This window comes from Pseudomonas entomophila (assembly GCF_029478665.1).
Taxonomy (GTDB): Bacteria; Pseudomonadota; Gammaproteobacteria; order Pseudomonadales; family Pseudomonadaceae; genus Aquipseudomonas; species Aquipseudomonas entomophila_F.
Genome location: NZ_JARPQB010000052.1, coordinates 1 through 26,428, shown reverse-complemented (window position 1 = coordinate 26,428; position 26,428 = coordinate 1). Strand labels below are relative to the sequence as shown.

The following is a 26,428-nucleotide window of genomic DNA, read 5'->3' as shown; positions in this document are numbered from 1 at the left end:
CGGTAGGAGCCGGCCTTGCCGGCGAATGGGCGGTGCAATCAACCCTGCACCAGCGCCTGGATCACCTGTTCGACACTGGCCTTGAGCCCCGCCACGGTATCTTCCGGATCGCTTTCGACCACCACCAGCTTCACCCCGGCCGCCTGGATCACCTCGGCCACCTTGGCGTCCGGCCGGCGGTGGTGCAGCACCAGCGCCACATCCTGGGCCTTGAGGTTGTCACCCAACGCCTTGAGCGCCGCATCATCCCAGCGGTCATCGGCCGGCAACGGCTGCTCGACCACATCGAGGTTCAACCCGCTGGCCAGATAGCCCAGCCGCTCGGACAGGCTCACCACGCTGAGGTTGTCCACCTCGGCCAGGCGCGTCTGGCTGCTGGCGGTCAGCTCCAGCATCTGCCGCTTGAGACCGGCCAGGTTGGCCTGGATCTTCGCCTTGTCGGCGGGTGCCAGGCGCTCCAGGTCATTGGCCACCACGTCGGCCATGCGCCCCAGGTTGCTCGGGTTGAGCCAGGGGTAGGCGGCGAAAGCCTCCTCGCCCTTGACCGCGATGCCAGGCAGCGCGCCATCCACCGGCCGCGCCGCGTCGATCTCGACGATGCGGATATTGCTGCGCCGGGCCATGGGGTAGAGCGGGTCGTCGCGCCAGATCGAGCGCACGCCGATCACCGCGTCGGCCTGCTGCGCGGCCTTGTGCAGGCTGGCGCCGCCACGGCCGCTGAAGTACGACGGTTGGCGGCTGGCGGGCAGGTTGGCCGGCGCGGCGCGCTCGAGCTTCACCGTGGTGCCGTCGAGCAGGCTCTGCGCCAGGCTGTGGGTCACCGGCAGGGTGGTCAGCACCTGGGTGGCGCTGGACAGGGAGGGCAGGCCGGCCAGGAGCGCGGCCAGGGTCAGGTGCTTGAGGGTCATGCCGGGTTTCCTTGCAGGCGGGGGACGAGGGCACGGGCCAGGGCGGCGAGGGCGAAGCAGATCCCGGCGACCAGGATGATCGCCGCGCCCGAGGGCACCGGCAGGTCGAAGACGATCGGCAGCAGGATGCCCAGCAGGGTGCTCAGGGTGGCGATCAGCACCGAGATGAAGAAGAACCCCTTCAGCGACTGGCTCACCAGCCGCGCCGCGGCGGCCGGGATCACCAGCAGGGCACCGACCAGGATCGCCCCGATCACCTTCACCGAGGCCACGGTCACCAGGGTCACCAGCACCACGAACAGGTAGTCGAGGGTCTTCACCGCCACCCCGCGCACTGCCGCCAGTTGCGGGTTGAAGCTGGCCAGCATGATGCGGTTGTACAGTGGCAGGGCCAGGGCCAGCACCAGCACCGCGACGATGCCCAGCACCAGCAGGTCGTGGCCGCTGACGGTGAGCACCGAGCCGAACAGCACGTTTTCGAGGATGTGCACGTTGATCTTGCCGGCCAGCATCAGCAGCAGGCTCGCGCCCAGCGCCAGGGATACCGAGAGGAACACGCCGATCAGCGTGTCCGGTGACAGCCCGGTGCGGTTGCGCAGGAAATTGAGCAGGATGCCGAACAGCAGGCAGTAGCCGAACAGGCTGCCGTACGGGCCGGTGTAGGGCTCACCCAGCAGGATGCCGATGGCCACGCCGGTGAGCGCGGCATGGCCCACCGCCTCGGAGAAGAAGGCGAAGCGCTTGACCACCACCAGGGTGCCCAGGCCGCCGAGCACCGGGCCGATCATCAGGCCGGCGAGCAGGGCGTTGACCACGAAGCCATAGGCCAGCGCCTCCGGCAGGTAGCCTGCGCTGGCCCATGCCTGGACCGTTTCGCGGAAAGTATCGAAACTCATCGGGCCAGGCCCTCGCTGCGCGGGTGGACGGAGAACAGCCCGAGCAGGCGCTCGGGCGTCAGGGCCTGGGCCGGTGGGGCGTCGAACAGCACCTGGCGGTTCAGCCCGGTGACCCGGTCGGCCAGGCGCAGCACCGCTTCCAGGTCGTGCTCGATCCACAGCACGGTGGTGCCGGCCTGGCGCCAGCCGTGCAGCAGTTGCTCGAACACCTGGATGCCGGCCTCGTCGAGGGCCGACATCGGCTCGTCCAGCACCAGCAGTTGCGGCTCGGGGATCAGCCCCTGGGCCAGCAGCACCCGCTGGCGCTCGCCGCCGGACAGGGCGCCCATGCGCCGCTTGCGCTTGTCGAGCATGCCCACCCGCGCCAGCGCCGCGTCGATGGCCGGTCGCACGCGCCGGGACAGGCCGAGGAACGCCGGGCGCCGCTGGCACATGGCGGCCATGAAGTCATCGACGGTCATCGGCAGGCCACGGTCGAACTCCAGGGCCTGGGGCACGTAGCCGATCACCTCGCGCTCGCCCGGCCAGTGCAGGGTCAGCTGGCCCTGGTGCGGCATCTGCCCGAGCAGGGTCTTGATCAGCGAACTCTTGCCGCCGCCGTTGGGCCCGACGATGGCGTGCACGCTGCCGGGGGCGACGCTGAAACGCACCTGGTCGAGGATGCGCGTGCGGCCGAGGGTGAGGTCGATGCCAGCGAAGTCGATGCGCGGCCCGCTGGCGGCCGTGAGATTGGCGGCGGCGGTCACGCGCGGTTCTCCTGGATGGCCTGGACCACGGTGTCGAGGTTGCGCTTCATCTCCACCTCGTATTTCTCCTGGGTGTACTCGCCATAGGAGATGTGCGTGAGCGGGTAGATGCGCACGCCGGACTCACGGTGGATGGTGTCGACGTAGGCGGACGGGAAATCCATCTCCGAGAAGATCACCTTCACGTCCAGCGCCTTGAGCTGGTCGATGGTCTTCTTCAATTGCGCCGGGCTCGGTTCGATGCCGTGGGCCGGCTCCACCACCGCGGTGACCTCCAGGCCGAAGTCGCGCACCAGGTAGTCGTAGGCGGCGTGGATGGTGGCGACGCGGAAGGTCGCGTCCGGCGCCTGGGTGACCTTGGCCAGGGCTTCGGCGCGCAGGGCACGCAGGCGCTTGGCGTAGGCCCGGGCGTTCTGCGTATAGAACTTGGCGTTGTCCGGGTCGAGCTTGCCCAGCTCGCGGGCGATGTTGTTGACCTGGGCGATGGTGGCGCTGATCGACAGGAAGGTGTGCGGGTTGACCACCTTGCCGGCGCCACGGGCGGCGATGCCGGTGGCGGCCAGCAGCGGCACGTTGGCGTTGGACTCGATGGTCTTGATGTCGGGCTTCTCGCTGGCGGCGATCATGCGGTCGGCGAAGTCGTCGTGGCCGACGCCGTTGAGCACGATCACGTCCAGGCTGCCGATGCGCTTGATGTCCTCGGCGCGCGGCTCGTAGGCGTGGGGGTTGAAGCCGGCCGGAATCAGCGGCACCACCTCGGCCTTGTCGCCGACGATATTGCTCACGTAGCTGTAGTAGGGGTGCAGGGTGATGCCGATGCGCAGGGGCTTGCCGTTGTCGGCAAGGGCCAGGGCCGGCAGGGCGCAAGCTAGCAGCGCCAGGGCGCGGAGGGCGGAGCGGAGCATGGGCGAGTCCTTCGGTTCAGTGACGGTGTTGGCGGGTGACCCCGGCGTCGTAGTGGGTGACCACCTGCTGCCAGCCGGCGGCGATCAGCGCGTCGCGGCCCAGGTCGTCGGGGGCCAGGGCACTGCTGTCGCGGCGCAGCCAGATATCGGGCTGGGCGCCTTCGGCCTGGGCCGGGATCAGCAGGAAGCTGCCGGCCACCTGGGCGTCCTGGCTGCGGCCGAGGTAGGCGCCACTGGCGAGCTTCGACCACTGGTGCAGGCCACGGCTCTGCTGGCTGGCGTCGGCGACGAAGGGCGGCAGGCCTTCCTCGGCCAGCGCCTCGACGGCGGGCGCGGCGCCGCTTTCCTCGCGCAGCAGGCGGATCTCTTCGACGGCCACCCACAGGTCGGTGTGGATGCCCTGTTCGGCGGCGTTGAGGTCGCGCCGGGCGTCGAGCTGGTGGGCGGCGATGGTCACTTCGTCCTCGCGCTCGCCACGCAGCGTCACCACGGTGGCGGCGACGATCAGGATCAACGCGGCGGCCAGCAGCACATACAGCGTTTCATGCCCGGCGCCGGCCGGGCGCACCACCTGGGCGCGGCTCATGGCGCACCGATGTCGGCGTGGTCGACTTCCACCACGTGACCGGGGCCGGCGTCGAACAGCACGTAGAACTTGCCGTCGGGGCGCTTGAAGGTCAGGGTGGAGTCGTCGCCCAGCTTGCTGGCCACCAGCACCTGCTCGTCGTAGCCGATCACGTCCAGGGTCACCCCGGGCGCGCCGCTGCCGTCGGAGAAACCGCCCTTGCAGGTGATCTGTTCGCCGGTTTCGGTGCATTCGCACATCGGGTTGTGCGCCAGGGCCGGCAGGGCGCTGCCCAGCAGCAGTGGCAGGGCGAGCCTGCGCATCAGGTGTTTCATGGTTTGCCTCCTTGTTTCGCGAGCCAGGCCGCGGTGGCCGGCGATGCCTTGGCCAAGGCCACCGAGCCCTGGTGCATGCTGCCGTCCCAGCCTTCGATGGTGATCCAGATCTGCGCGTTGGCGGGGGTGCGTGGCGGAATCGGCAGCGAGGTGCCCATGCGGTACGGCGCGCCGAAGAACAGCGTGCCGGCGGCGCGCAGGCTGCGTGGCTTGCCGATGCGCAGGTAGACCGCCTTGACCGGGCCGATGCAGGCCTTGCACAAGGCCGCGTTGAACACCTTGAAGTAACCGGCCGGGCCATCGGCGCGCGGGGCCTCGTCGCGCAGCTCGGCCAGGTCCAGGCTGTAGGGGCCGACCTGGATGGCATTGACCTGGTTCGCGCCCAGGCCGCTGTCGCCGCGGATCAGCCTGGCGTCGGCGAAGTACTTGGGCATGAAACCCAGGGGGATGAGCAACAGCAGGATGTTCAGGTGGAAGCGCCACTTCAGCCAGAAGCGCTTGAGCGGGCTGTGCGGCAGTGCCTGGGCCTGGTTCATGGCTTGGCCTCCAGTACGCTGGCCGCATGCGCCTTGCGCGGGCGCTCTTCACGCTTGAGCGCCGCCGCGGTGGCCTGGGCGGTGCGCTTGGTCCAGATCAGCAGGCCGCTGAACACCATCAGCGACAGCAGCAAACCGAAGAACGCCCAGATCAGCTTGATCGGCAGGCCGCCGAAGTCGCCGGTGTGCAGCGGGCGCATGGACTCGGTGACGAACTCCAGGGGCGAGCGGTCGCCGAGCAGGAACTGGCTGTCGACGGCGCGGGTGTAGGGGTTGACCGCGGCGGTCTGGATCATCAGCGGGTACCAGCTGCGCCCACCCAGGCTGACATGGCTGTAGGCGGTGGCCGGCACCGAGATGAAGCTCACCTCCAGGCCCGGGATGTTGCCCTGGGCGATGCGCGTGGCCTCGTCCAGGTCGATGCGCGGGGCCGGCGAGCCGTCCGTGGTGAGCGGCACCTGTTCGCGGGCGATGACCGGCACCACGGGCTCGGTGGTGATGCTGATGTGGTTGTCCCCCAGCACCGCCTGGATCAGGAACCAGGTGCCGGTGATCGAGATGGTGGCGACGAACCAGATCGACCACACGCCCGCCAGGCGGTGCAGGTCGCCCCAGAAGATGCGCGGGCCGTGGCTGCGCCGGGGCAGCTTGAAGAAGCCCTTCCAGAACTTCTTGTACACCACCAGCCCGGTCACCAGCGATGCCAGCAGCGGCAGGCCCAGCAGCGAGACCAGGTACCAGCCCCAGCTGTAGCCGTTGGTGAAGGGCACCAGCCACCAGCCGTGCAGGGCGCGGGTGAAGGCCTCGAAGTTGAAGTTCGGGCTCTTGCCCTGGATGGCGCCGGTGTAGGGGTTGACGTACAGCGTCGGCGAGCTGCCGTCGGGGAAGGTCACCCCGGCGTTGAGGGCGAAGTGCGAGCCGTCGGGCTGGTTGAGAAAACGCACGGCCATGTCCGGCTCGGCCTTGTGCAGGGCATCGAGCACCTGCTGGAAGCTCAGGCGTTCGGCGGTGTCGTCGGGCTTGCTGGCGCGCACGTCGGGGTTGGCGAGCCAGACGATCTCCTGGCTGACCACCGCGAGCATGCCGGTGAAGCAGACGATCAGGACGAAGAACCAGATCGGCAGGGCAAGCCAGCTGTGCACCAGGAACCACAGTTTGGACTTGGATTTTTTCGGTTGTCGGGCCATCGGTCGTTCTACTGGGAATATTGGGGTCGAGTCACGGCTCAACCTGGAAGGCTGCAATAGATAGGACGGATGAGAATGAGAAACCCGTCTGTTTAAATGAAAGAAAATGTTTCAAAGCGACCGGCGGGCCGTGCCGGCGCTGGTTAATTTTCCCTCCCTGCCATCCGTTTCCCATGGACGACCGAGCTGTCCCGCTCGTTGCCCCTCTTTACGGATGACCGCCGATGAATGCACAAGACGCCCGCAACCTTGCCCGCCGATTCCTTGAATTGCCGCCGCAAAAGCGCAGGATCTTCTTGCAGGCACTGGCCCGGGAGCAGGTCGACTTCGCCCAGTTCCCCCTTGTCGCCGACGTGCAGGCGCCTGAGCGCGGCCTGCCGTCCTATGCCCAGCAGCGCATGTGGTTCCTCTGGCAGCTGGAGCCCGAGGGCGCGGCCTACAACCTGCCAGGCGCGGTAGCGCTGGACGGGCCGCTGGACCGCGCGGCCATGGAGCAGGCCCTGGGCTGCCTGGGCGAGCGCCACCAGACGCTGTCCAGCGCGTTCCATCTAGATGGCGAGCGCGGGTTGCAGCAGGTGCCGGCGGCGCAGTCGATGCAGGTGGTGTTCGAGGACTTGCGCGAGCTCGACCCTGAGGCCCGCGAGGCCACCGTGCGCGAGCGCGCCCAGGCCCAGGCGCGCGCGCCGTTCGACCTGCAGCAGGGGCCGCTGTGGCGGGTGCGCCTGCTGCAACTGGAGGCGCAGCGCCATGTGCTGCTGCTGACCCTGCACCACATCGTCTCCGATGGCTGGTCGATGAACGTGCTGATCGACGAATTCATCCGTTGCTACGACGCGTTCGCCCGTGGCCAGGCCATGCCGCTGGCGCCCTTGCCGTTGCAGTACGCCGACTACGCGTTGTGGCAGCGCGCCTGGCTCGAGGCCGGCGAGCAGGAGCGCCAGCTTGACTACTGGCAGGCCGCCCTGGGTGACGAGCACCCGGTGCTGGAACTGCCCATCGATTTCCCGCGCCCGGCCACGCCCAGCCATCGCGGCACGCGCCATGGCTTCGCCATCGACGCGGCGCTGGCCGAGCAGTTGCGCAGCTTCGCCCAGCAGCACCAGGCCAGCCTGTTCATGGTCCTGCTGGCGGCGTTCGACGCCTTGCTCCATCGCTACAGCGGCCAGGCCGACCTGCGCGTCGGCGTGCCTATCGCCAACCGCAACCGTGCCGAGGTCGAAGGGCTGATCGGCTTCTTCGTCAACACCCAGGTGCTGCGCTGCCAGCTGGACGCGGATACCACCGTCGCGCAACTGATCGCCCAGGTACGCGACACCGCCCTGGGCGCCCAGGCGCACCAGGAGCTGCCGTTCGAACGCCTGGTCGAGGCGCTGAAGCTTGAGCGCAGCCTGGCGCACAACCCGCTGTTCCAGGTGATGTACAACCACCAGCCGCTGGTCACCGACCTGACGGCCCTGCAGACCGAGTCCGGCATTCGTTTCGGGGTGATCGAGTGGGAAGGGCGTACCACCCAGTTCGACCTGAGCCTGGACACCTGGGAGAAGGGCGGCCGGCTGCACGCGGCGTTGACCTACGCCGACGAACTGTTCGCCCCCGAGACCATCGCACGCATGGCCGAGCACTGGCTCAACCTGCTGCGGGCGATGGTCGCCGACCCGAGCCAGGCCGTTTCGCGTCTGCCGCTGCTGGGCGAGGCGGAGCTTGCGCGTCAGTTGCATGCGTGGAACCCGGCCGGCGATGGCTACGACAGCCTGTCACGCATCGACCAGTGCATTGCCCAACAGGTCCAGGCACGGCCCGAGGCCCTGGCGCTGGTGCACGGCGAGCGCCGCTACAGCCATGCCGAGCTCGACCGCTGGGCCAACCGCCTGGCCCAGCGCCTGGTCGCCGCCGGCGTGGGGCCGGAGGTGCGGGTCGGGGTGGCGTTGCCGCGCACGCCGCAACTGGTGGTGGCGCTGCTGGCGGTGTTCAAGGCCGGTGGCGCCTATGTGCCGCTGGACCCGGACTACCCGGCCGAGCGGGTCGCCTACATGCTCGAGGACAGCGCCGCGCGCCTGGTGCTCAGTGAGGGTGAAGTCGCCGAGCGCCTGGGGTTGCAGGCCTGCTGCGAAGTCTTGTTGGTGGACGGCGACGAGCAGTCCCTCGAAGCCTGGCCGGCCGAACCACCGGTCAACCGTGCTTCGGCGCAGAACCTGGCCTACGTGATCTATACCTCCGGCTCCACCGGCCGCCCGAAAGGGGTCGCCATCGCCCACCGCAACGTCCTGGCCCTGCTGCACTGGTCGCGTCAGGTCTACCGCGACGAGGATATCCAAGGCGTGCTGGCCTCCACCTCGATCTGCTTCGACCTGTCGGTGTGGGAGCTATTCGTCACCTTGGCGGCCGGTGGCTACATCGTCCTGGCGCGCAACGCCCTGGAACTGCCCGAGCTGCCAGCGCGCGACCTGGTGCGCCTGGTCAACACCGTGCCGTCGGCAATCGCCGCGCTGCTGCGTGGCGGGCAACTGCCTGCCAGCGTGCGCATCGTCAACCTGGCCGGCGAGCCGCTCAAGCAGCGCCTGGTCGATGAGCTGTATGCGCTGCCGGGGCTTGAGCACGTCTACGACCTGTACGGCCCTTCCGAGGACACCACCTACTCGACCTGGACCCGCCGCCAGGCCGGTGGCCGCGCCAGCATTGGCCGGCCATTGCCGCATACGGCGGCCTACCTGCTGGACAGCCAGCTGCAGCCGCTGCCCCAGGGCTGCGGCGCCGAGCTGTACCTGGCCGGTGCCGGCATCACCCGGGGCTACCTGGGGCGCCCGGCGCTGACCGCCGAGCGCTTCGTGCCTCACCCGTTCGCCGGCGACGGTGGCCGCCTGTACCGCACGGGCGACCTGGTGCGCTACCGCGAGGATGGCGAGCTGGAGTACATCGGCCGCATCGACCACCAGGTCAAGGTGCGTGGTTTCCGTATCGAGCTGGGCGAGATCGAGGCGCGCTTGCAGGCGCAGGCGAGTGTTCATGAGGTGGCGGTACTGGCCCCGGACGGGCCCAGTGGCCGTCAACTGGTGGCCTACGTGGTGCCGGTCGACGCCCAGCTGGTCGAGGATGGCGCCGCGCAGGACGCCCTGCGTGGCACTCTGCGCGCAGCCCTGGGCGAGCACTTGCCCGACTACATGGTGCCGGCCGCGATGCTGTTCCTTGCACGCCTGCCGCTGACCCCCAACGGCAAGCTCGACCGCAAGGCCCTGCCGGCGCCGGACGCGGTGCAGGCGCAGCGTGAACATGTGCCGCCCAGTGGCGCGCGCGAGCAGGCCCTGGCGCAGATCTGGCAGGCGCTGCTGGGGCTGGAGCAAGTGGGCGCGCTGGACAACTTCTTCGAGCTGGGCGGCGACTCGATCGTCTCCATGCAGGTGGTCAGCCGCGCCCGCGAGGCGGGCCTGGCGCTGACCCCCAAGGATATCTTCCAGTTCCAGACCATCCGTGGCCTGGCCCAGGTCGCCGGGCAGGCCCAGGTGCGGGTGGCGCAGGGGCCGGCCAGCGGCGAGGTGCCGTTGACGCCGATCCAGCATTGGTTCTTCGACCAGGCGATTCCGGCCCGTGGGCACTGGAACCAGTCGCTGCTGCTCGATGCCCAGGCACCGCTGGACGCCGACCTGCTGGCCAACGCCCTGAAGCACCTGCTGGAGCACCATGACAGCTTGCGCCTGCGCTTTGTCGAAGGCGCGCAAGGCTGGCGCCAGCACTACGCCGAACAGGCGGGCGAGGTGCTCTGGCTGCGCCAGGCGCAGGACGCCGCCGAAGCCCTGGCCCATTGCGAGGCGGCCCAGCGCAGCCTGGATCTCGCTACCGGCCCGCTGTTGCGGGTGATGGTGCTGACCCTGCCCGAGGGCCGCCAGCAACTGCTGCTGGTACTGCACCACCTGGTGGTCGATGGTGTGTCCTGGCGCGTGCTGCTCGACGACCTGCAGCAGCTCTACCGCCAGCTACTGGCCGGCCAGCCGGCGCGCCTGCCAATGCGTGGCAGCAGCTACCAGGCCTGGGCCCGCCAGTTGCACGAGGCGCTGCCCCGCTTCAGCGGCCAACTGCCGTGGTGGCAGGCACAGTTGCAGGCCGCGCCGGTGGCCGAGCTGCCCTGCGACAACCGCGCCGGTACCCTGGAAAACCGCCACGAACAGAAGATCGAGAGCCGTTTCGACGCGCAGCTCACCCGTGAACTGCTGCAGGTGGCCCCGGCGGCCTACCGGACCCAGGTCAACGACTTGCTGCTGACCGCCCTGGCCCGAGTGCTGTGCCGCTGGACGGCGGCACCCGGCGCGCTGATCGAGCTGGAGGGGCATGGCCGCGAGGACCTGTTCGACGGCCTCGACCTGTCGCGCAGCATCGGCTGGTTCACCAGCCTGCACCCCCTGCTGCTGGTGCCGGGCGACGAGCCGGGCGCGGCGATCATCGCCGTCAAGGAGCAGTTGCGCGCGGTGCCGGACAAGGGCCTCGGCCATGGCCTGCTGCGCCACCTGGGCGATGCCGCGACGCGTCAGGCCCTGGCGGCGCTGCCGCAGCCACGGGTCACTTTCAACTACCTGGGCCAGTTCGACCGCCAGTTCGACGAGCAGGCGCTGTTGCGCCCCTCCACCAGCAGTGGCGGCCAGGCCCAGGACCCACGGGCACCGCTGGCCAACTGGCTGACGGTGGAAGGGCAGGTGTACGGCGGCGAGCTGGCCCTGCGCTGGGGCTTCAGCCGCGAGATGTTCGCGCCGGCGCGTGTCCAGGCCCTGGCCGATGATTTCAGCGCCGAACTGCGCGCCCTGGTGGCGCACTGCTGCGCCCAGGAGTCGGGCCAGGCCAGTGCCTCGGACTTCCCGCTGGCCGGCCTCGACAGCGCAGGCCTGGCCGGGTTGCCGCTGCCGGTCACCCGGCTGGAAGACCTCTACCCGCTGTCGCCGATGCAGCAGGGCATGCTGTTCCACGGGCTCTACGAATCCGCCGGTGGCGACTACATCAACCAGATGCGTGTGGACGTCGACGGCCTGCAACCGCAACGCCTGCGCCAGGCCTGGCAACAGGCGGTGGACGCCCATGCCATCCTGCGCACCGGTTTCGCCTGGCAGGGCGAGCTGTCGCGCCCCTTGCAGATGGTGGTGCGCCAGGCCGAACTGCCCTGGCGCGAGCTGGACTGGAGCGGCCGCGACGACCTCGACCAGGCGCTGGCGCAGTTGGCCTTGGAAGACCGTGCCGCAGGCTTCGACCTGCATTGCCCGCCGCTGTTGAGGCTGACGTTGGTGCGCACCGGCCCGGACCGGCACCACCTGGTCCAGACCTGCCACCACCTGCTGCTCGACGGCTGGAGTAACTCGCGCCTGCTGGGCGAGGTGCTGCAACGCTACGCCGGGCAAACGCCAGCGCCGGCCCAGGGGCGCTACCGCGACTACATCCAGTGGCTGCAAGGCCAGGACCTGGCGCTCAGCGAGGCGTTCTGGCGCGATCAGCTGGCGCCGTTGGAAACCCCGACCCGGCTCGCCCATGCCTTGCCCGCGCCACAGGCCGAAGCCGGCCATGGCGACCATTACCAGCGCTTCACCCCAGCCTTCAGCGAGCGCCTGGGCGCCTTCGCCCGGCAGCAGAAGGTCACGGTCAACACCCTGGTGCAGGCCGCCTGGCTGCTGCTGTTGCAGCGCTGCACCGGCCAGGACTGCGTGGCGTTCGGCGCCACCGTGGCCGGGCGCCCGGCGCAGTTGCCGGGCATCGAACAGCAGATCGGCCTGTTCATCAACACCTTGCCGGTGATTGCCTGGCCCGGCCTGGCCCAGCGCCTGGGCGACTGGCTGCAGCAGGTGCAGGGCATCAACCTGGCCCTGCGCGAACACGAGCACACGCCGCTGTACGAGATCCAGCGCTGGTCGGGGCAGGGCAGCGACGCGCTGTTCGACACCTTGCTGGTGTTCGAGAACTACCCGCTTTCCGCCGCGCTGGCCGAGTCGGCCCAGGCCGGCGTGCGCTTCGGCAATGTCGGCAACCTCGAGCGCACCAACTACCCGCTGACCCTGGCGGTGACCCTGGGCGAACGCCTGGAGGTGCACTACAGCTACCTGCGTGCGGCCTTCACCGGCCAGTCCGTGGAAGCCCTGGCGGCCCAGCTCGAATGCCTGCTGGCGCAGTTCATCGAAGGTGACGCGCAGGTGCTGGCGGCGCTGGAAACGGTGCCGAACGATGCGCGTCAGGCCTTGCTGGCGATGCCGCCGGCAATCGTCGGTACGCAACCATCGCCGTGGCTTCATCAGCTGATCGAAGCCCAGGCCCAGCGCACACCCGATGCCATCGCCCTGATCGCTGACGGACAGTCGCTGAGCTACGCCTGGTTGAACGGCCGGGCCAACCAGTTGGCGCACCGGCTGGTGGCCGAGGGTGTCGGCCCCGACGTGCTGGTCGGTATCGCCCTGCCACGCGGCGCCGACCTGATCGTCGGCCTGCTGGCGATCCTCAAGGCCGGTGGCGCTTATGTGCCGCTGGACCCTGAATACCCCGCCGAGCGGCTGGGCTACATGCTCGACGACAGCGGCGTGGCCCTGGTGCTGGGCGACGGCCGTGGCGAGGTCCTGCTCGCCGGGCGTCAGGCACGGTTGCTGCGGGTCGACCAGTTGACCTTCGCAGGCGATGACCCAGGCGCGCCGCAAGTGGCGCTCGACGGCCACAACCTGCTGTGCCTGCTGTACACCTCCGGTTCGACCGGGCGCCCCAAGGGCGTGGCGCTCGAACACGGCGCGCTGCTGCGCCACCTGCTGACCATGCAGCGCTTCTACCGCATCGACAGCGCCGACCGCTTCCTGCATTTCGCCTCGCTGAACTTCGACTGGGGCACCGAGCAGTGGCTGTTGCCGCTGATCAGCGGTGCCCGCTGCATCCTGCGCGGCGAGGGGCTGTGGAGCACCGAGCAGGCGCTTGAAGTGATCGAGCGCGAGCAGGCCAGCCTGGTCTATTTCCCCACCCAGTACGCCTGCCAGATGGCCGCGCTGGCCGCAGGCCAGGGGCGGGCGCCGTCGGTGCGTTCGTTCAACGTGGCCGGCGAGGCCTTCCCGCGTGAAGGCTTCGAGCAGATCCAGGCGGTGCTGCGGCCGCGCTACATCGTCAACGGCTACGGCCCCACCGAGACGGTGATCACGCCGTTCCTGTGGGAGGCCAAAGGCGATACCCGTTTCACCTCGGCCTACGCGCCGATCGGCCGGCCGGTGGCCGGGCGCAGCGCCTACCTGCTGGCCGAGGGCCTGGCACTGCAAGGCGATGGCCTGGTGGGCGAGCTCTATATCGGTGGCTGCGCCCTGGCCCGTGGCTACCACGCAAGGCCTTCGATGACCGCCGAACGCTTCGTGCCCGACCCGTTCGCCAGCACCCCTGGCGCGCGCCTGTACCGCAGTGGCGACCTGGTGCGGCGCCTGGCCGACGGCCAGATGGAGTACATCGGCCGGGTCGATCACCAGGTCAAGATCCGTGGCTTCCGGGTCGAGACCGGCGAGATCGAGGCGCGCCTGCTGGCCCGGGACGAGGTCGCCGAGGCAGCGGTGGTCGCGGTGCCGGGGCCGTCCGGCCAGCAACTGGTGGCCTACGTGGTGCCGCGCCAAGGCACTCTGGCCGAACGCGAGGCCCAGGCCAAGCTGTGCGAAGGGCTGCGCGCGGCGCTGGCCGACGACCTGCCGGACTACATGCAGCCGGCCCACTGGCAAGTGCTGGCGGCATTGCCGCTGACACCCAATGGCAAGCTCGACCGCAAGGCCCTGCCGCAGCCTGACACGCGCCTGCTGCAGCAGGCCCATGTGGCCCCGCGCAGCGAGCTGGAGTGCCTGCTGGCGCGCCTGTGGTGCGAGGTGCTGGAGCTGCCGGAGGTCGGCTTGCAGGACAACTTCTTCGACCTGGGTGGCCACTCGTTGCTGGCCACCCAGGTGATCAGCCGCGTACGCCACGCCCTGGGGCTCGACCTGCCGCTGCGGGTGCTGTTCGAGGCCCGCGACCTGGCGCAGTTCGCCGCCGCCGTCGAGCGCGCCGAGGCGCCGGGGCAGGGCGCGCCGGCCCCCGTGCTGCAAGCGCTCGATGCACGCCAGCGCCAGCCGTTGTCGTTCGCCCAGCAGCGCCTGTGGTTCCTCTGGCAATTGGAGCCGCAAAGCTCGATGTACAACATTCCGCGAGCCTTGCAGCTCGATGGCGAGCTGGATGCCGAAGCCGTGCGCCAGGCCTTCCAGGCCCTGCTGGCGCGTCATTCGGTGCTGCGCACCACTTACGTCCAGGAGGGCGGCGACAGCTGGCAGCAGGTGCGGCCGGACATGACGCTGCCGTTCGCCCTGCACGACCTGTGCGAACTGCCCGAGGCGCGGCGCGAGGCGGCCGTGGCCGAGGCGCTGGACCGCGAGGCCCGTGCCCCGTTCGACCTGGTCAACGGCCCGCTGCTGCGCGTGGCCCTGCTGCGCCAGGCCGACCGCCAGCACCTGCTGCTGGTGACCTTGCACCATATCGTCGCCGACCACTGGTCGTTCGGCATCCTGCTGCGCGAGTTCGTCGCCCTCTACGACGCCGCCGTTGCCGCCACGCCGGCAAGCCTGCCGGCGCCGGGCCTGGCTTATCTCGACTTCGCCGTGTGGCAGCGGCAATGGCTGGAGGCCGGGCAGCTGCGCCGCCAGCTGGACTACTGGCAGCGCACCCTGGGCGACGACCATCGCCTCACGCGCCTGCCGGGCACGGCCCAGCCCGGCGTCGCCGGCGGCACCTGCCAGGTGCACGCCTTCGACTTCCCGGCGCCCCTGGCCGAGGCCCTGCGCGCCTGCGCCAAGGCCCGTGGCCTGACCCTGTACATGCTGTTGCTGGCGGGCTTCTCGCTGGTGCTGGCGCAGCGTTGCGACAGCCGCCGCCTGCGCCTGGGCACCGACGTCGCCAACCGCAACCACGCCGGGGTTGAAGAAATGGTCGGCTTCTTCGTTAACCAACTGGTACTGCAGCTCGAGCTGGATGAGCAGGCCAGTGGCGCGCAGTGGCTGGAACGCTGCCGCGACGTGGTGATCGGCGCGTCCGACCACCAGGACCTGCCCTTCGACCGTTTGGTCGAGGCCTTGCGCCTGCCGCGCCAGGCCGGGCGTTCGCCGTTGTTCGCGATCAAGTTCATCTACCAGGAGGGCAGCCTGCCGATGCAGGCGCCGCAGGGCCTGCAAGTGACCAGCCGCGAAGCCGGGCAGGGCGCCACGGAGCTGGACCTGATCGCCGAGTTCGTCAACGGCGCCGACCGCCTCACCGCGGCCTTCAAGTGCGACGCCAGCCTGTTTGCCGCCAGCGACATGGCCGACCTGTTCGCCCAGCTGCAAGGGGTGTTCGAGCGCCTGCTGGCCCAGCCCGAGGCGTCGCTGGCCGAGCTGCTGGCCCACGCCGCGCAGGTTCAGGCCACGGCCACGCAGGCGCGCACCGAGGCGCGCCAGGCGCAGCTCAAGGCCCAGCACCCGATGCGCCGGCGCGCACGCGGGGTCGAGCTGCAGTAGCCACAGTCATCGTCGGCGGCCTGCCTGGCCGCCGGCTTCATCGAACGGGAGAGGGAAATGTCCAAGAGCGAGGCGCAAGCCATACCGATGCTGGCCAAGGGGCGGCGCAAGAGTCTGAGCGTGGACCAGGACAGCCTGGTGGAATTCTCGCCGATGTTCGAAGGCAGCAGCCTGCCGCTGTTGTGCACGCCGAAGGTGCCGGGCGTGGGCCTGGCCCAGTGGGCCGGGCAGAACCGCGAACTGATCGAGCGCAAGCTCGACCAGCACGCCACCATCCTGTTCCGGGGCTTCGCGGTGCAGGACATCAACGAGTTCAACCAGTGCGTCGACGCGATCTCCGGCGGTGCCCTGGAGTACCTGTTCCGCGCATCGCCACGGACCCAGATCACCCGTTCGCTGAACGTCTACAGCTCCACCGACTACCCGTCCGCCGAGCGGATCTTCCCGCACAACGAGCACTCCTACTCGCCGGTGTTCCCGCTGCACCTGTACTTCTACTGCGACCTGCCGTCGCCCACTGGCGGCGAGACACCGTTCGGCGATACCCGGCTGATCCTGCCGCGCATCGACCCCGAGGTGCGCGAGGCGTTCGAGCGCAAGGGCGGGGTGCTGTATGTGCGCAACTATGGTGACGGCATGGGCCTGCCGTGGCAGACCGTGTTCCAGACCGAGGACCGCGCCGAGGTCGAGGCCTACTGCGCGAAGATCGGCATCACCCCGGAATGGAAGTCCGGCAACCGCCTGCGCACGCGGCAGAAAGGCCCGGCCATGGTGCGCCACCCGCGCACCGGCGAAGTGGTGTGGTTCAACCATGCCACCTTCTTCAACGCCCTGACCCTGCCGGAAAGCATCCGCGACAGCCTGCGCGCCGAGTTCGCCGACGACGACCTGCCGCAGAACACCTTCTACGGCGACGGCAGCCCGATCCCCGAGGCGCATATCCGCCACCTGCAGCAGATCTACCGCGACGTCATGGTCGAGTTCCCCTGGCAGAAGGGCGACGTGGTGATCCTCGACAACATCCTCACCATCCACGCGCGCAACGGCTACACCGGGCCGCGAAAAATCCTCACCGCCATGGCCATTCCGTTGAAAAGCCATGAAGTGGCACTGGGCCAAGGAGTCCAAGCATGACCGCCAGCAACCCCGCAGAAATCTTCCAGGCCTCGGCGCAACAGGTGCTGGTGCTCCAGGCCGGGCAGGGCCAGCCACTGGCCGCCAGGCTGCTGATGGAGACCCCCGTCGGGCTCAACCTGCTGGCCCTGGAGCAGGCCCTGCGCACCCTGTGCGAGCGCCACGAGGTGCTGCGTACCCGCTATGTGCAGGTGCCTGGCCTGAAGCTGCCGGCCCAGGAGATCCACCCGCAGGCCAGCCTGCAGGTGCTGGCGGTCGATAGCCTGGAGCAGGCCCGCGATCGGGTGGCCCAGGGCCTGGCGCAGTACCCGCTGGTCGCCGCGCTGTGCCCTGGCCAGCTGCTACTGGGTGTGGCCCTGGCCAGCGCCGACGAACAGGCCCTGCGGCAACTGGCCGATGAGCTCGGGCAGCTGTTGCGCGGCGCGTCGCTGGAACCCTTCGATGCCTTGCAGTACGCCGACTACGCCGCCTGGCAGGGTGACCTGGCGCAGGAGGCCATCGGCCTGGAAGGCCGGGCCTTCTGGCGCAGCCTGCTGGGCAACGTGGCGCACCCGCTGCCGCTGCCGTTCGAGCGGCGCCAGGCGAGCGCACAGGTACCGGTGGCCGAGCAGGCAGGCAATGGCGTGGCAGCGGCCCTGGATGCGCTGGTCGCGGCCGCGCAGGTCGAGCGCGAAGACGCCCTGGCCCTGCTGTGGGGCGCGTTCCTCGCCGAGCTGGGGCAGCAACCCGGGCTGGCACTGGGGCTGGAAGTCGATGGCCGTAATGAACAGCTTGAACAGACCCTGGGGCATTTCGCCCGGCAACTGCCGCTGGTGCTGAATTTCGACAGCAGCCGTGGCCTGGGCGAGCAATTGCCTGGCCTGGCAGGTCAACTGAGCCAGGCCCGTGCCTGGCTGGATTGCCTCGACGAGGCCGACCTTGGCGAGGCTGCCGTGCCGGCCTATGCCTGTGGTCTGCGCAACCAGGCGCCGGACAACCGTGTGCAACTGGAGCTGGACTGCCCGCGCGCGCAGAAGCTGCTGCTGTGGGCCGATGGGCAATGGCTGCGCCTGTCCAGCCCGGCCGGCCGCTACGCCGTCGAGCAACTGGCGGCCTGGCTGGCGCAGTTCGACACCTTCGCCGCTGCGTTGGCCAAGGACCTCGACCGGCCCCTGGCGCGCCTGGCCACGGTTGACGCCGCCCAGCAGGCACAACTGCTCGCGCGCTTCGACCGCAGCGACGCACTGGATACCGTGCCAGGCCAGACCCTGCACGGCCTGTTCGAGCAGGCAGCGGCCGAGCAGCCGCAGCACATCGCCCTGCACGTGGGCGAGCAGACCCTCGACTACGCCACCCTCGACCAGCGCGCCAACGGCCTGGCCGCCGTCCTGCGCCAGCGCGGCGTCGGCGCCGACAGCGTGGTGGCGGTGTATGGCGAGCGTTCGGTGGAAATCGTCGTCACCCTGCTGGCGATCCTCAAGGCCGGTGGCGCCTACCTGCCGCTGGACCCCAGCTACCCGGCCGATCGCCTGTCGTTCATGCTCCACGACGCCAAGGCCCACAGCCTGATCACCCTGCGGCCGCTGGCCGAAGGCATCGAAGTGGCCGATGGCGTCGAGCGCCTGGCCCTGGAAGGCGGCCTGCCGCCGGCCCAGGCCGAGGCGCCGCGGGCGCCCATCAGCGCCGACAACCTGGCCTACGTGATCTACACCTCCGGTTCCACCGGCAAGCCCAAGGGCGTGATGATCAGCCATGCCAACGCCTGCGCCTCGACCCGCGCCCGCGCGGCGTTCTACCAGGCGCCGCTGCGGCGCTTCCTGATGCTGTCGTCGTTCTCCTTCGACAGTTCCGTGGCCGGGATCTTCTGGACCCTGGGGCAGGGCGGCACGCTGTACCTGCCCGAAGAGCAGGCGCACAAGGATCCGGCACGCCTGGCGGCACTGGTCGAAGGCGAGGCGATCAGCCACTTCCTGGCCCTGCCGTCGTTCTACGCGCAGATCCTCGAACACCTGCGCCAGCCTGAGCTGGCCTGCGTGATCGTGGCCGGCGAAGCCTGCCCGCTGGACCTGCCGGCCGCCCATTACCAGCGCCTGCCGAACACCCTGCTGGTCAACGAATACGGGCCGTCGGAAAGCGCGGTGTGGTGCTCGGCCCATGCCGTGGAGCAACAGCCGCCCCACGCGCGCATCTCGATCGGCGGCGCCATCGCCGGTGCGCGTCTGCGGGTGCTGGACCGCGACGGCGAGCTGGTCGGCTTCGGCCGTGAAGGCGAGCTGTACGTCGCTGGCCCGGGCCTGGCCCGGGGCTACCTGCAACGGCCCAGCCTGACCGCCAGCCGCTTCGTGCCCGACCCATTCGCCCGCACGCCGGGCGAGCGCCTGTACCGCACCGGCGACCGGGTCAGCCCGGGCACCGACGCGACCCTGGACTACCTCGGGCGCCTGGATTTCCAGCTCAAGCTGCGCGGTTTCCGCGTCGAGCTGGGCGAGATCGAGGCGCGCCTGGCGCAGTTGCCGGATGTGCGCGAGGCGGCCGTCGTCGTCCGTGAGACCGGTGGCGGCGCCCAGCTGGCGGCGTTCGTGGTGCTGGCCGAAACCGCCGCCGGCGGCGTGGAAATCCAGCTGCTGGAGCGTCTGCGCGAACAGCTGCCGGAGTACATGGTGCCGGCTTACGTGCGGGCGCTTGAGCGCTTGCCGCTGACCCCCAACGGCAAGCTCGACCGCAACGCGCTGGCCGCCCTGCAGGCCGAGAGCCGCGAATACCAGGCGCCGCGCAACGAACTGGAAGCGACCCTGGCGCAGATCTGGCAGGAGGCCCTGCAACTGGAGCGCGTGGGTGTACACGACAACTTCTTCGCCCTGGGCGGCCATTCGCTGCTGGCCACGCGCATCCGCTCGCAAGTGCAGGCCCAGTTGAACCTGGACCTGCCGCTGCGGGTGTTCTTCGAGGGCGAGACCGTGGCGTTGCTGGCCGAGCAGGTCGAGCGACACCGTGGCTCCGGGGCCAGCGATGCCAAGGCCGACGCCCTGGAAGCGCTGTTCGATGCGGTGGAGGACGTATGACCCAGCTGTCCGACCGCATGCAGGCCCTGGCCAGGCGCTTCGCCGCCCTGGCCCCGCAGGAGCAGAAAGCGCTGCAAGGGCGCATGCGTGAACAGGGGCTGTCGTTCGACCTGCTGCCGATCCCGGCACGCGAGGACGACCAGCCGGTGCAGGCGTCGTTCGCCCAGCAACGCCTGTGGCTGCTGTGGCAGCTCGACCCGCAGTCCAGCGCCTACAACCAGCCGGCGTTGCTGCGCGTGCGCGGTGACTTCGACCGCCAGCGCCTGGCGCGCAGCCTGCGGGCGCTGGTGGCGCGCCACGAGGCGCTGCGCACCAACTTCCGCCAGGACGAGCAGCGCGTGCTGCAGGTGATCCATGGCCTGCGCGACGTCCAGGTGGACGAGCAGGACCTGCGCCAGGCCGACGCGCAACAGCTGCAGGAGGTCATCGCCGAGCGCTCGGCGCGGCCGTTCGACCTGGAGCGCGACCTGCTGTTGCGCGCCAGCCTGCTGCGTACCGGCGAGGCGCAATGGGTGCTGGTGTTCTGCACCCACCACATCGTCACCGACGCCTGGTCGATGCCGATCCTGGTCAACGAGGTACTGGGCCACTACCAGTCCCAGGCCGACGTCGCGCCGCTGGCCATCCAGTACGCCGACCATGCCCGCTGGCAGCGCCTGTGGCTGGAGGCCGGCGAGGCCGAGCGCCAGCTGGGCTACTGGCGCGAGCGGCTGGGCACGGCGGACGACGAACTGGAGCTGCCGTTCGATCATCCGCGCCCGGCGCGCCGAGGGCAGCAGGGCGCGCGGGTGGCCGTGGCCTTGCCCGATGGCCTGGGCGCGTCGCTGCGCCGGGTCGCCGCCGAGCATGGCTGCACGCCGTTCATGGTGCTGCTGGCCAGCCTGCAGGTGCTGCTGTTCCGCTACAGCGGCAGCGAAGTGGTGCGGGTCGGCACGCCGGTGGCCAACCGCACCCGCGCCGAAGTCGAGGCGCTGATTGGTTTCTTCGTCAACACCCAGGTGCTGCAGGTCGAGCTGGATGGCCGCCAGCCCTTCAGCACGGTGCTGGCCCAGGTGCGCCAGCGGGTGATGGAGGCCCAGGCCAACCAGGACCTGCCGTTCGAACACCTGGTCGATGCCCTGCAGCCGCAGCGCAGCCTCGACCGCACGCCGCTGTTCCAGGTGCTGTTCAACCACCAGGCAAGCCGTGGCGAAGCGGTGAGCTGGCAGCTGCCCGGCGTCGAGCTGGCGCCGCTGGAGCTGACCACCGAGTTCGCCCGTTTCGACCTGACCCTGAGCACCGAGGAGCAGGGCGAGCAACTCAAGGCTTCGTGGCTGTACGCCTGCGACCTGTTCGAGGCCGCCACCGTCGAACGCCTTGGCCAGCACTGGGCGCGGCTGCTGGAACAGGCCCTGGCCGAACCCGGCCAGGCCATCGAGGCGCTGCGCCTCGAAGCGCCGACTGCGCCCGTTCAGGCCGAACCGGTAATCGCGGCCAGCACCTGGCTGCACCAGCGTTTCGCGGCCCAGGCCGCGGCGCATCCCGAGCGCCTGGCACTGGTCGACGGCCCCCGCTCGCTGAGCTATGCCGCCCTCGAGGCCCGTGCCAATCACTTGGCCGCACGCTTGATCGAGCGCGGTGTGACGCCCCGCTCGCTGGTGGCACTGAGCGCCGAGCGCCGCCTGGAAACCCTGGTCGGCCTGCTCGCTGTGCTCAAGGCCGGCGCCTGCTACGTGGCCCTCGACCCACAGTTCCCGCGCGAACGCCTGGGCCAGATGCTTGAAGACAGCGGCGCGCGGCTGGTCCTGGCGCCCGCCGACCAGCTCGAACGCTTCAGCGGTTTCGACGGTGTCGTCACCTGCCTGCTGGAAGACGCCCTGCAAGCCCCGGAGCGCGTCGAGGCTGCCCCGACCGTCGAAGTGTTCGGCGACGACCTGGCCTATGTGATCTTCACCTCCGGTTCCACCGGGCGACCCAAGGCCGTGGGCGTGGGCCATGGGGCCCTGGCCAACTACCTCGACGGCATCGAACAGCGCCTGCCGCTGGCCGACGTGCGCAGCATGGCGCTGGTCTCGACCCTGGCCGCCGACCTCGGTCACACCGTGCTGTTCGGCGCCCTGGCGGCGGGCCGCACCCTGCACCTGGTGGACGCCGACACGGCGGTCGACGGCCAGGCGTTCGCCACCTACATGAGCGAGCATGCCGTCGACGCGCTGAAGATCGTGCCTTCACACCTGGGCGCGCTGCTGGCCGGCGACAATGCCGCCGTGCTGCCGCGCCGCTGCCTGGTGCTCGGCGGCGAGGCCAGCCCGCCGGCCTTGCTGCAACGTATCCAGGCCCTGGCGCCGCACTGTCGCCTGGCCAACCATTACGGCCCGACCGAGACCACGGTCGGCGCGTTCACCTGCCCGCTCGACGACGTACAGGCCGTGCCGCCCCTGGGCGCGCCGCTGCCCAACCTGCGTGCCCATGTGCTCGACGCCGCCTTGAACGCGGCGCCGGTCGGTGGCCAGGGCGAGCTGTACATCGGTGGCGCCGGCCTGGCCCGGGGCTACCTGGGCCAGCCGGGGCTGACCGCCGAGCGCTTCGTGCCCGACCCGTTCGGCGCGGCCGGGCAACGCCTGTACCGCAGCGGCGACCGCGTGCGCCAGTATGCCGACGGCGCCCTGCGCTACCAGGGGCGCGCCGACCAGCAGCTGAAGATTCGCGGCTACCGGGTCGAGCCCGGTGAGATTGAGCGCCAGCTGCTTGCCCACCCAGCGATAGGCGAGTGCGTGGTGGTCGGCCAGCCCGGCGCCAACGGTCTGCAACTGATCGCCTATGTGGTGGCCAAGGGCGCCGAGGTGGTGGCTGCCGAGGCGCTCAAGGCGTTCCTGCGCGAGCGTGTCTCGGCGCACCAGGTACCGGCCCATGTGCTGGCACTGGCGGCGTTGCCGCTGACCGCCAACGGCAAGCTCGACCGCCGTGCCTTGCCGTTGCCTAAGGCGAACGGCGCCCAGGCGGCCGGCCAGGCGCCGCGCGATGCGCTGCAAGCGCGGCTGCTGGCGGTCTGGCGGCAGGTGCTGGGGCGCGATGACATTGGCGTCGATGACAACTTCTTCGAACTGGGCGGCGACTCGATCATCGCCATCCAGATGGTCAGCCGGGCGCGCAAGGCCGGCCTGAACCTGGCCGCCCGCGATGTGTTCGCCCACCAGACCATTGCCACGCTGGCGCTGGTGACGCGTGAACAGACGCAGCAGGTCATCGACCAGGGGCCGGTGCAGGGCGAGGTGCCGCTGACGCCGATCCAGCACGGTTTCTTCGAAGGCCGCATTCCCCAGCAGCACCACTGGAACCAGGCCGTGCTGTTGCAGCCCGAACGACGGCTCGAAGCGCAATTGCTGGAAGGCGCGTTGCAGTGCCTGGTCCGTCACCATGACGCCCTGCGCCTGCGGTTTGCCGCCGAGGGCGAGGGCTGGCGCCAGTGGCACGGCCCTCTCGACGAGCAAGCGCTGCTGTGGCAGCGCGACGTGGCGGACGACGAGCAGTTGCAGGCCTGTTGCGAACAGGCCCAGGCCAGCCTCGACCTTGGCGAAGGGCCGCTGTTGCGCGCCGTGCTGGCCACGTTGGCCGATGGCAAGCAACGCCTGTTGCTGGTGATCCACCACCTGGTGGTCGACGGCGTCTCCTGGCGGATCCTGCTGGAGGACCTGCAGCAGGCTTATGCGGCGTTGGCCGAGGGCCGCGAAGCCGCGTTGCCGGCCAAGACCAGCGCTTGGCGCGACTGGGCCACGCGCCTGGCGAACCACGCCGCCAGTGAGGCCGTCGAGGGCGAGCTGGCGGGTTGGCTGGCGCGCCTGCAAGGCGCCGATGCCGCGCTGCCGTGCGACGACCCGACCGGCTCGCTGGAGCAACGCCACGCCCAGGTGGTCAATGGGCAACTGCCCCAGGAGCGGACCCGTGAGTTGCTGCAGGCCGCCGGCAGCGCCTACCGCACCCAGATCAACGACCTGCTGCTGGCCGCGCTGGCCCAGGCCGTGAGCCGCTGGAGCGGTCGCCCCGACGTGCTGGTGCGCCTGGAAGGGCATGGTCGCGAGGACCTGTTCGACGATATCGACCTGTCGCGCACCGTGGGCTGGTTCACCAGCCTCTATCCGGTGCGCCTGACGCCGCATATGGCGCCGGGTGAGTGCATCAAGGCGGTCAAGGAGCAGTTGCGCGCCATACCCGGCAATGGCCTGGGCTTCGGCCTGCTGCGCCATCTCGCGCCGCCTGAAACACGCCAGGCGCTGGCAGCCTTGCCGGCGCCGCGCATCACCTTCAACTACCTCGGCCAGCTTGACCAGGGTTTCGACGCCGACGCCTGGCTGCGCCCCTGCGCCGGCCCCAGCGGCGATACCCGCGACGCCGCCGCGCCCCTGGGCAACTGGCTGACGCTCAACGCCCAGGTCTACCAGGGGTGCCTGGGGCTGAGCTGGACGTTCAGCGGGCAGATGTTCACCCGTGAGCGTATCGAACAGCTCAACGGCCTCTACCTCGAAGCCTTGCAGAGCCTGATCCAGCATTGCTGCCTCGACGGCGGCGAGGGTGTCACGCCTTCGGACTTCCCGCTGGCCGGCCTGGCCCAGGCGCAGCTCGATGCCTTGCCGGTGGCGCCTGCGGCCATCGCCGACGTGCTGCCCCTGACGCCGATGCAGCAGGGCATGCTGTTCCACAGCCTGTACCAGCCGGCCGGCAGCGCCTACCTCAACCAGATGCGCCTGCAGGTGCAGGGCCTGGACGTCGAGCGCTTCGTCCAGGCCTGGCAGGCCTGCGTAGACCGGCACGACGTGCTGCGCGCCAGCTTCCACTGGCAGCATGGTCTGGAGCAGCCGCTGCAGGTGGTGCACAAGCACCTGGCGATACCCTGCGAGCGGCACGACTGGCGCGGTCGCAATGATCTGGCCAGTGCCCTGGATGCACTGGCGGCCAGCGACCTCGCTGGCGCCTTCGAACTCGACCACGCGCCGTTGCTGCGTCTTGTCGTGGTGCGCACCGGCGAGGACGACTGGCACCTGATCCAGACCACCCACCATATCCTGCTGGACGGCTGGAGCAGCTCGCGCCTGCTGGGTGAGGTGCTGCAACGTTACGCCGGGCAGGACTGCGCCACACCGGCCAGTAGCTACCGCCCTTACCTGGGGTGGCTGGCGAAGCAACCGGTGGACGCCAGCGAGGCGTTCTGGAAAGCTCGCCTGGCCGAGCTGGCGGAGCCCACCCGGCTGGCCGATGCACTGGCCGATGGCAGCGAGCGAGAGGCCGCGCCGGGCAGCTTCGCCGAGCGCGTCAGCCGCCTGGGCGTGGCCGACACCGTACGGCTGAAAGCCTTCGCCAGGCAGCAGAAGGTCACCGCCAACACGGTGCTGCAGGCTGCCTGGCTGCTGTTGCTGCGCCGCTACACCCAGCAGGACTGCGTGGCCTTCGGCGCCACCGTGTCGGGGCGCCCGGCGGAGCTGCCGGGCATCGAGGAGCAACTGGGGCTGTTCATCAACACCTTGCCGGTGATCGCCCGACCCGAGGCGCAATTGACCGTGGGCCAGTGGGTGCGCCAGGTGCAGGACCTCAACCTGGCCATGCGCGACCACGAGCACACGCCGTTGTACGAGATCCAGCGCTGGGCCGGGCAGGGCGGTGGCGCCTTGTTCGACCACATCCTGATCTTCGAGAACTACCCGGTTTCGGCGGCGCTGGAGCAGGGCGCGCCGGCCGGCCTGCGCTTCAGCGATTCGAGCAAGCGCGAACGCACCAGCTATGCCCTGACCTTGTCGGCGGGGCTGGAAGAAGACCTGGTGCTGCAGTACAGCCATGCGTGCGACGTCTATGGCCGCGCGGCCATCGAGCAGATGGACCGCCACCTGCAAGGCCTGTTGCGGGCGTTCTGCGAGGATGACCAGCGCTGCCTGGGCAGCCTCGGCCTGCTGGCGGCGCACGAGCAGGCGCAGGTGGTCGAGGATTGGAACGCCACGGCGGTGCCATTCGCCGACGACCAGTGCCTGCACGAGCTGATCGAGGCCAGCGCCGCACGCACGCCAATGGCCCCCGCCCTGAGCGCGGCCGGCGACACCCTCGACTACGCCACCCTCAACCGCCGCGCCAACCGCCTGGCCCGGCGCCTGCGTGCGATGGGCGTGGGCCCGGACGTGCTGGTGGGCATCGCCGTGGAGCGCGGCGTAGAGCTGGTGGTGGGCCTGCTGGCGATCCTCAAGGCCGGCGGCGCCTACGTGCCGATGGACCCGGAATACCCGGCCGAGCGCCTGGCGCACATGGTCGCGGACAGCGGCGCGCAACTGGTGCTGACCCAGGCCCACCTGCGCGGCGCGCTGGCACTGCCGGTCGGGGTCGCGGCGCTGGAGCTGCAAGCCGGCGAGGACTGGCTGGCGGAGTTTGACGGCGCCAACCTCGACAACCTGGCCGCGCCCGGCAACCTGGCCTACGTGATCTACACCTCCGGCTCCACCGGCAAGCCCAAGGGCGTGGGCGTGCGCCACGACGGCGTGCTGAACTTCCTGGCCAGCATGCTCAAGCAGCCGGGCATCGCCGCGCACGACCGGGTGCTGTCGCTGACCTCGCTGTCGTTCGACATCGCCGGCCTGGAGCTGTACGGCAGCCTGCTGGCCGGCGCCTGCATCGTGCTGGTGGAGCGGGCCACGGCCCGCGACCCGCAGGCCCTGCTGGCGGCGATCG

The 26,428-nt window shown here is 70.0% G+C and carries 12 protein-coding genes; 4 read left to right on the top strand and 8 right to left on the bottom strand.

Translation table 11 applies throughout. The features are described from left to right. Positions 1–38 precede the first annotated feature (38 nt). From P5705_RS21935 to P5705_RS21900, 8 genes are read right to left on the bottom strand one after another with little or no spacing between them, the layout of a single operon-like run. Positions 39–908, bottom strand: coding sequence for a metal ABC transporter solute-binding protein, Zn/Mn family (locus P5705_RS21935; RefSeq protein WP_277462958.1), 870 nt, complete (start codon positions 906–908; stop codon positions 39–41). Beyond that, complete coding sequence (locus tag P5705_RS21930; RefSeq protein WP_248920530.1) at positions 905–1,804, bottom strand: metal ABC transporter permease; 900 nt, start codon at positions 1,802–1,804, stop codon at positions 905–907. The genes P5705_RS21935 and P5705_RS21930 overlap by 4 nt, the downstream gene beginning before the upstream one ends. Then, positions 1,801–2,550: a metal ABC transporter ATP-binding protein gene (locus P5705_RS21925; protein ID WP_277462957.1), complete on the bottom strand. Its 750-nt coding sequence runs from the start codon at positions 2,548–2,550 to the stop codon at positions 1,801–1,803. The genes P5705_RS21930 and P5705_RS21925 overlap by 4 nt, the downstream gene beginning before the upstream one ends. Then, positions 2,547–3,455, bottom strand: a complete 909-nt coding sequence (locus P5705_RS21920; protein WP_277462956.1) for a metal ABC transporter substrate-binding protein — start codon at positions 3,453–3,455, stop codon at positions 2,547–2,549. The genes P5705_RS21925 and P5705_RS21920 overlap by 4 nt, the downstream gene beginning before the upstream one ends. A gap of 16 nt (positions 3,456–3,471) precedes the next feature. Continuing rightward, positions 3,472–4,041 (bottom strand): DUF6162 family protein, encoded by a 570-nt coding sequence (locus P5705_RS21915; RefSeq protein WP_277462955.1) that lies wholly within the window; start codon positions 4,039–4,041, stop codon positions 3,472–3,474. After that, positions 4,038–4,355, bottom strand: a complete 318-nt coding sequence (locus tag P5705_RS21910) for a hypothetical protein (RefSeq protein ID WP_277462953.1) — start codon at positions 4,353–4,355, stop codon at positions 4,038–4,040. Before P5705_RS21910 ends, P5705_RS21915 begins: the two co-directional genes overlap by 4 nt. Beyond that, positions 4,352–4,891, bottom strand: coding sequence for a thiamine pyrophosphate-binding protein (locus tag P5705_RS21905; RefSeq protein ID WP_277462952.1), 540 nt, complete (start codon positions 4,889–4,891; stop codon positions 4,352–4,354). The genes P5705_RS21910 and P5705_RS21905 overlap by 4 nt, the downstream gene beginning before the upstream one ends. Beyond that, positions 4,888–6,078, bottom strand: coding sequence for a PepSY-associated TM helix domain-containing protein (locus tag P5705_RS21900; RefSeq protein WP_277462951.1), 1,191 nt, complete (start codon positions 6,076–6,078; stop codon positions 4,888–4,890). Before P5705_RS21900 ends, P5705_RS21905 begins: the two co-directional genes overlap by 4 nt. A 224-nt stretch (positions 6,079–6,302) precedes the next feature. Here P5705_RS21900 and P5705_RS21895 point away from each other — a divergent pair, with 224 nt between their 5' ends. The 4 genes from P5705_RS21895 to P5705_RS21880 form a co-directional block, all read left to right on the top strand. Beyond that, entirely contained in the window at positions 6,303–15,569 is a 9,267-nt protein-coding gene (locus tag P5705_RS21895) for a non-ribosomal peptide synthetase (protein ID WP_277462950.1), read from the top strand. Between the two features lie 57 nt (positions 15,570–15,626). Next, on the top strand, positions 15,627–16,703 hold the full coding sequence (locus P5705_RS21890) for a TauD/TfdA family dioxygenase (protein WP_277462949.1): 1,077 nt from the start codon (positions 15,627–15,629) through the stop codon (positions 16,701–16,703). Continuing rightward, entirely contained in the window at positions 16,700–19,744 is a 3,045-nt protein-coding gene (locus P5705_RS21885) for a non-ribosomal peptide synthetase (protein ID WP_277462948.1), read from the top strand. The genes P5705_RS21890 and P5705_RS21885 overlap by 4 nt, the downstream gene beginning before the upstream one ends. Beyond that, positions 19,741–26,428 (top strand): non-ribosomal peptide synthetase (locus P5705_RS21880; protein WP_277462947.1); only part of this gene is annotated, 6,688 nt, incomplete at its 3' end. The genes P5705_RS21885 and P5705_RS21880, both read left to right, overlap by 4 nt.

Bases quoted from the DNA above. Each gene is read 5' to 3' on its own strand.
- P5705_RS21935 (WP_277462958.1), bottom strand. From the start codon at position 908: ATGACCCTCAAGCACCTGACCCTGGCCGCGCTCCTGGCCGGCCTGCCC.
- P5705_RS21930 (WP_248920530.1), bottom strand. From the start codon at position 1,804: ATGAGTTTCGATACTTTCCGCGAAACGGTCCAGGCATGGGCCAGCGCA.
- P5705_RS21920 (WP_277462956.1), bottom strand. From the start codon at position 3,455: ATGCTCCGCTCCGCCCTCCGCGCCCTGGCGCTGCTAGCTTGCGCCCTG.
- P5705_RS21915 (WP_277462955.1), bottom strand. From the start codon at position 4,041: ATGAGCCGCGCCCAGGTGGTGCGCCCGGCCGGCGCCGGGCATGAAACG.
- P5705_RS21910 (WP_277462953.1), bottom strand. From the start codon at position 4,355: ATGAAACACCTGATGCGCAGGCTCGCCCTGCCACTGCTGCTGGGCAGC.
- P5705_RS21905 (WP_277462952.1), bottom strand. From the start codon at position 4,891: ATGAACCAGGCCCAGGCACTGCCGCACAGCCCGCTCAAGCGCTTCTGG.
- P5705_RS21900 (WP_277462951.1), bottom strand. From the start codon at position 6,078: ATGGCCCGACAACCGAAAAAATCCAAGTCCAAACTGTGGTTCCTGGTG.
- P5705_RS21895 (WP_277462950.1), top strand. From the start codon at position 6,303: ATGAATGCACAAGACGCCCGCAACCTTGCCCGCCGATTCCTTGAATTG.
- P5705_RS21890 (WP_277462949.1), top strand. From the start codon at position 15,627: ATGTCCAAGAGCGAGGCGCAAGCCATACCGATGCTGGCCAAGGGGCGG.
- P5705_RS21885 (WP_277462948.1), top strand. From the start codon at position 16,700: ATGACCGCCAGCAACCCCGCAGAAATCTTCCAGGCCTCGGCGCAACAG.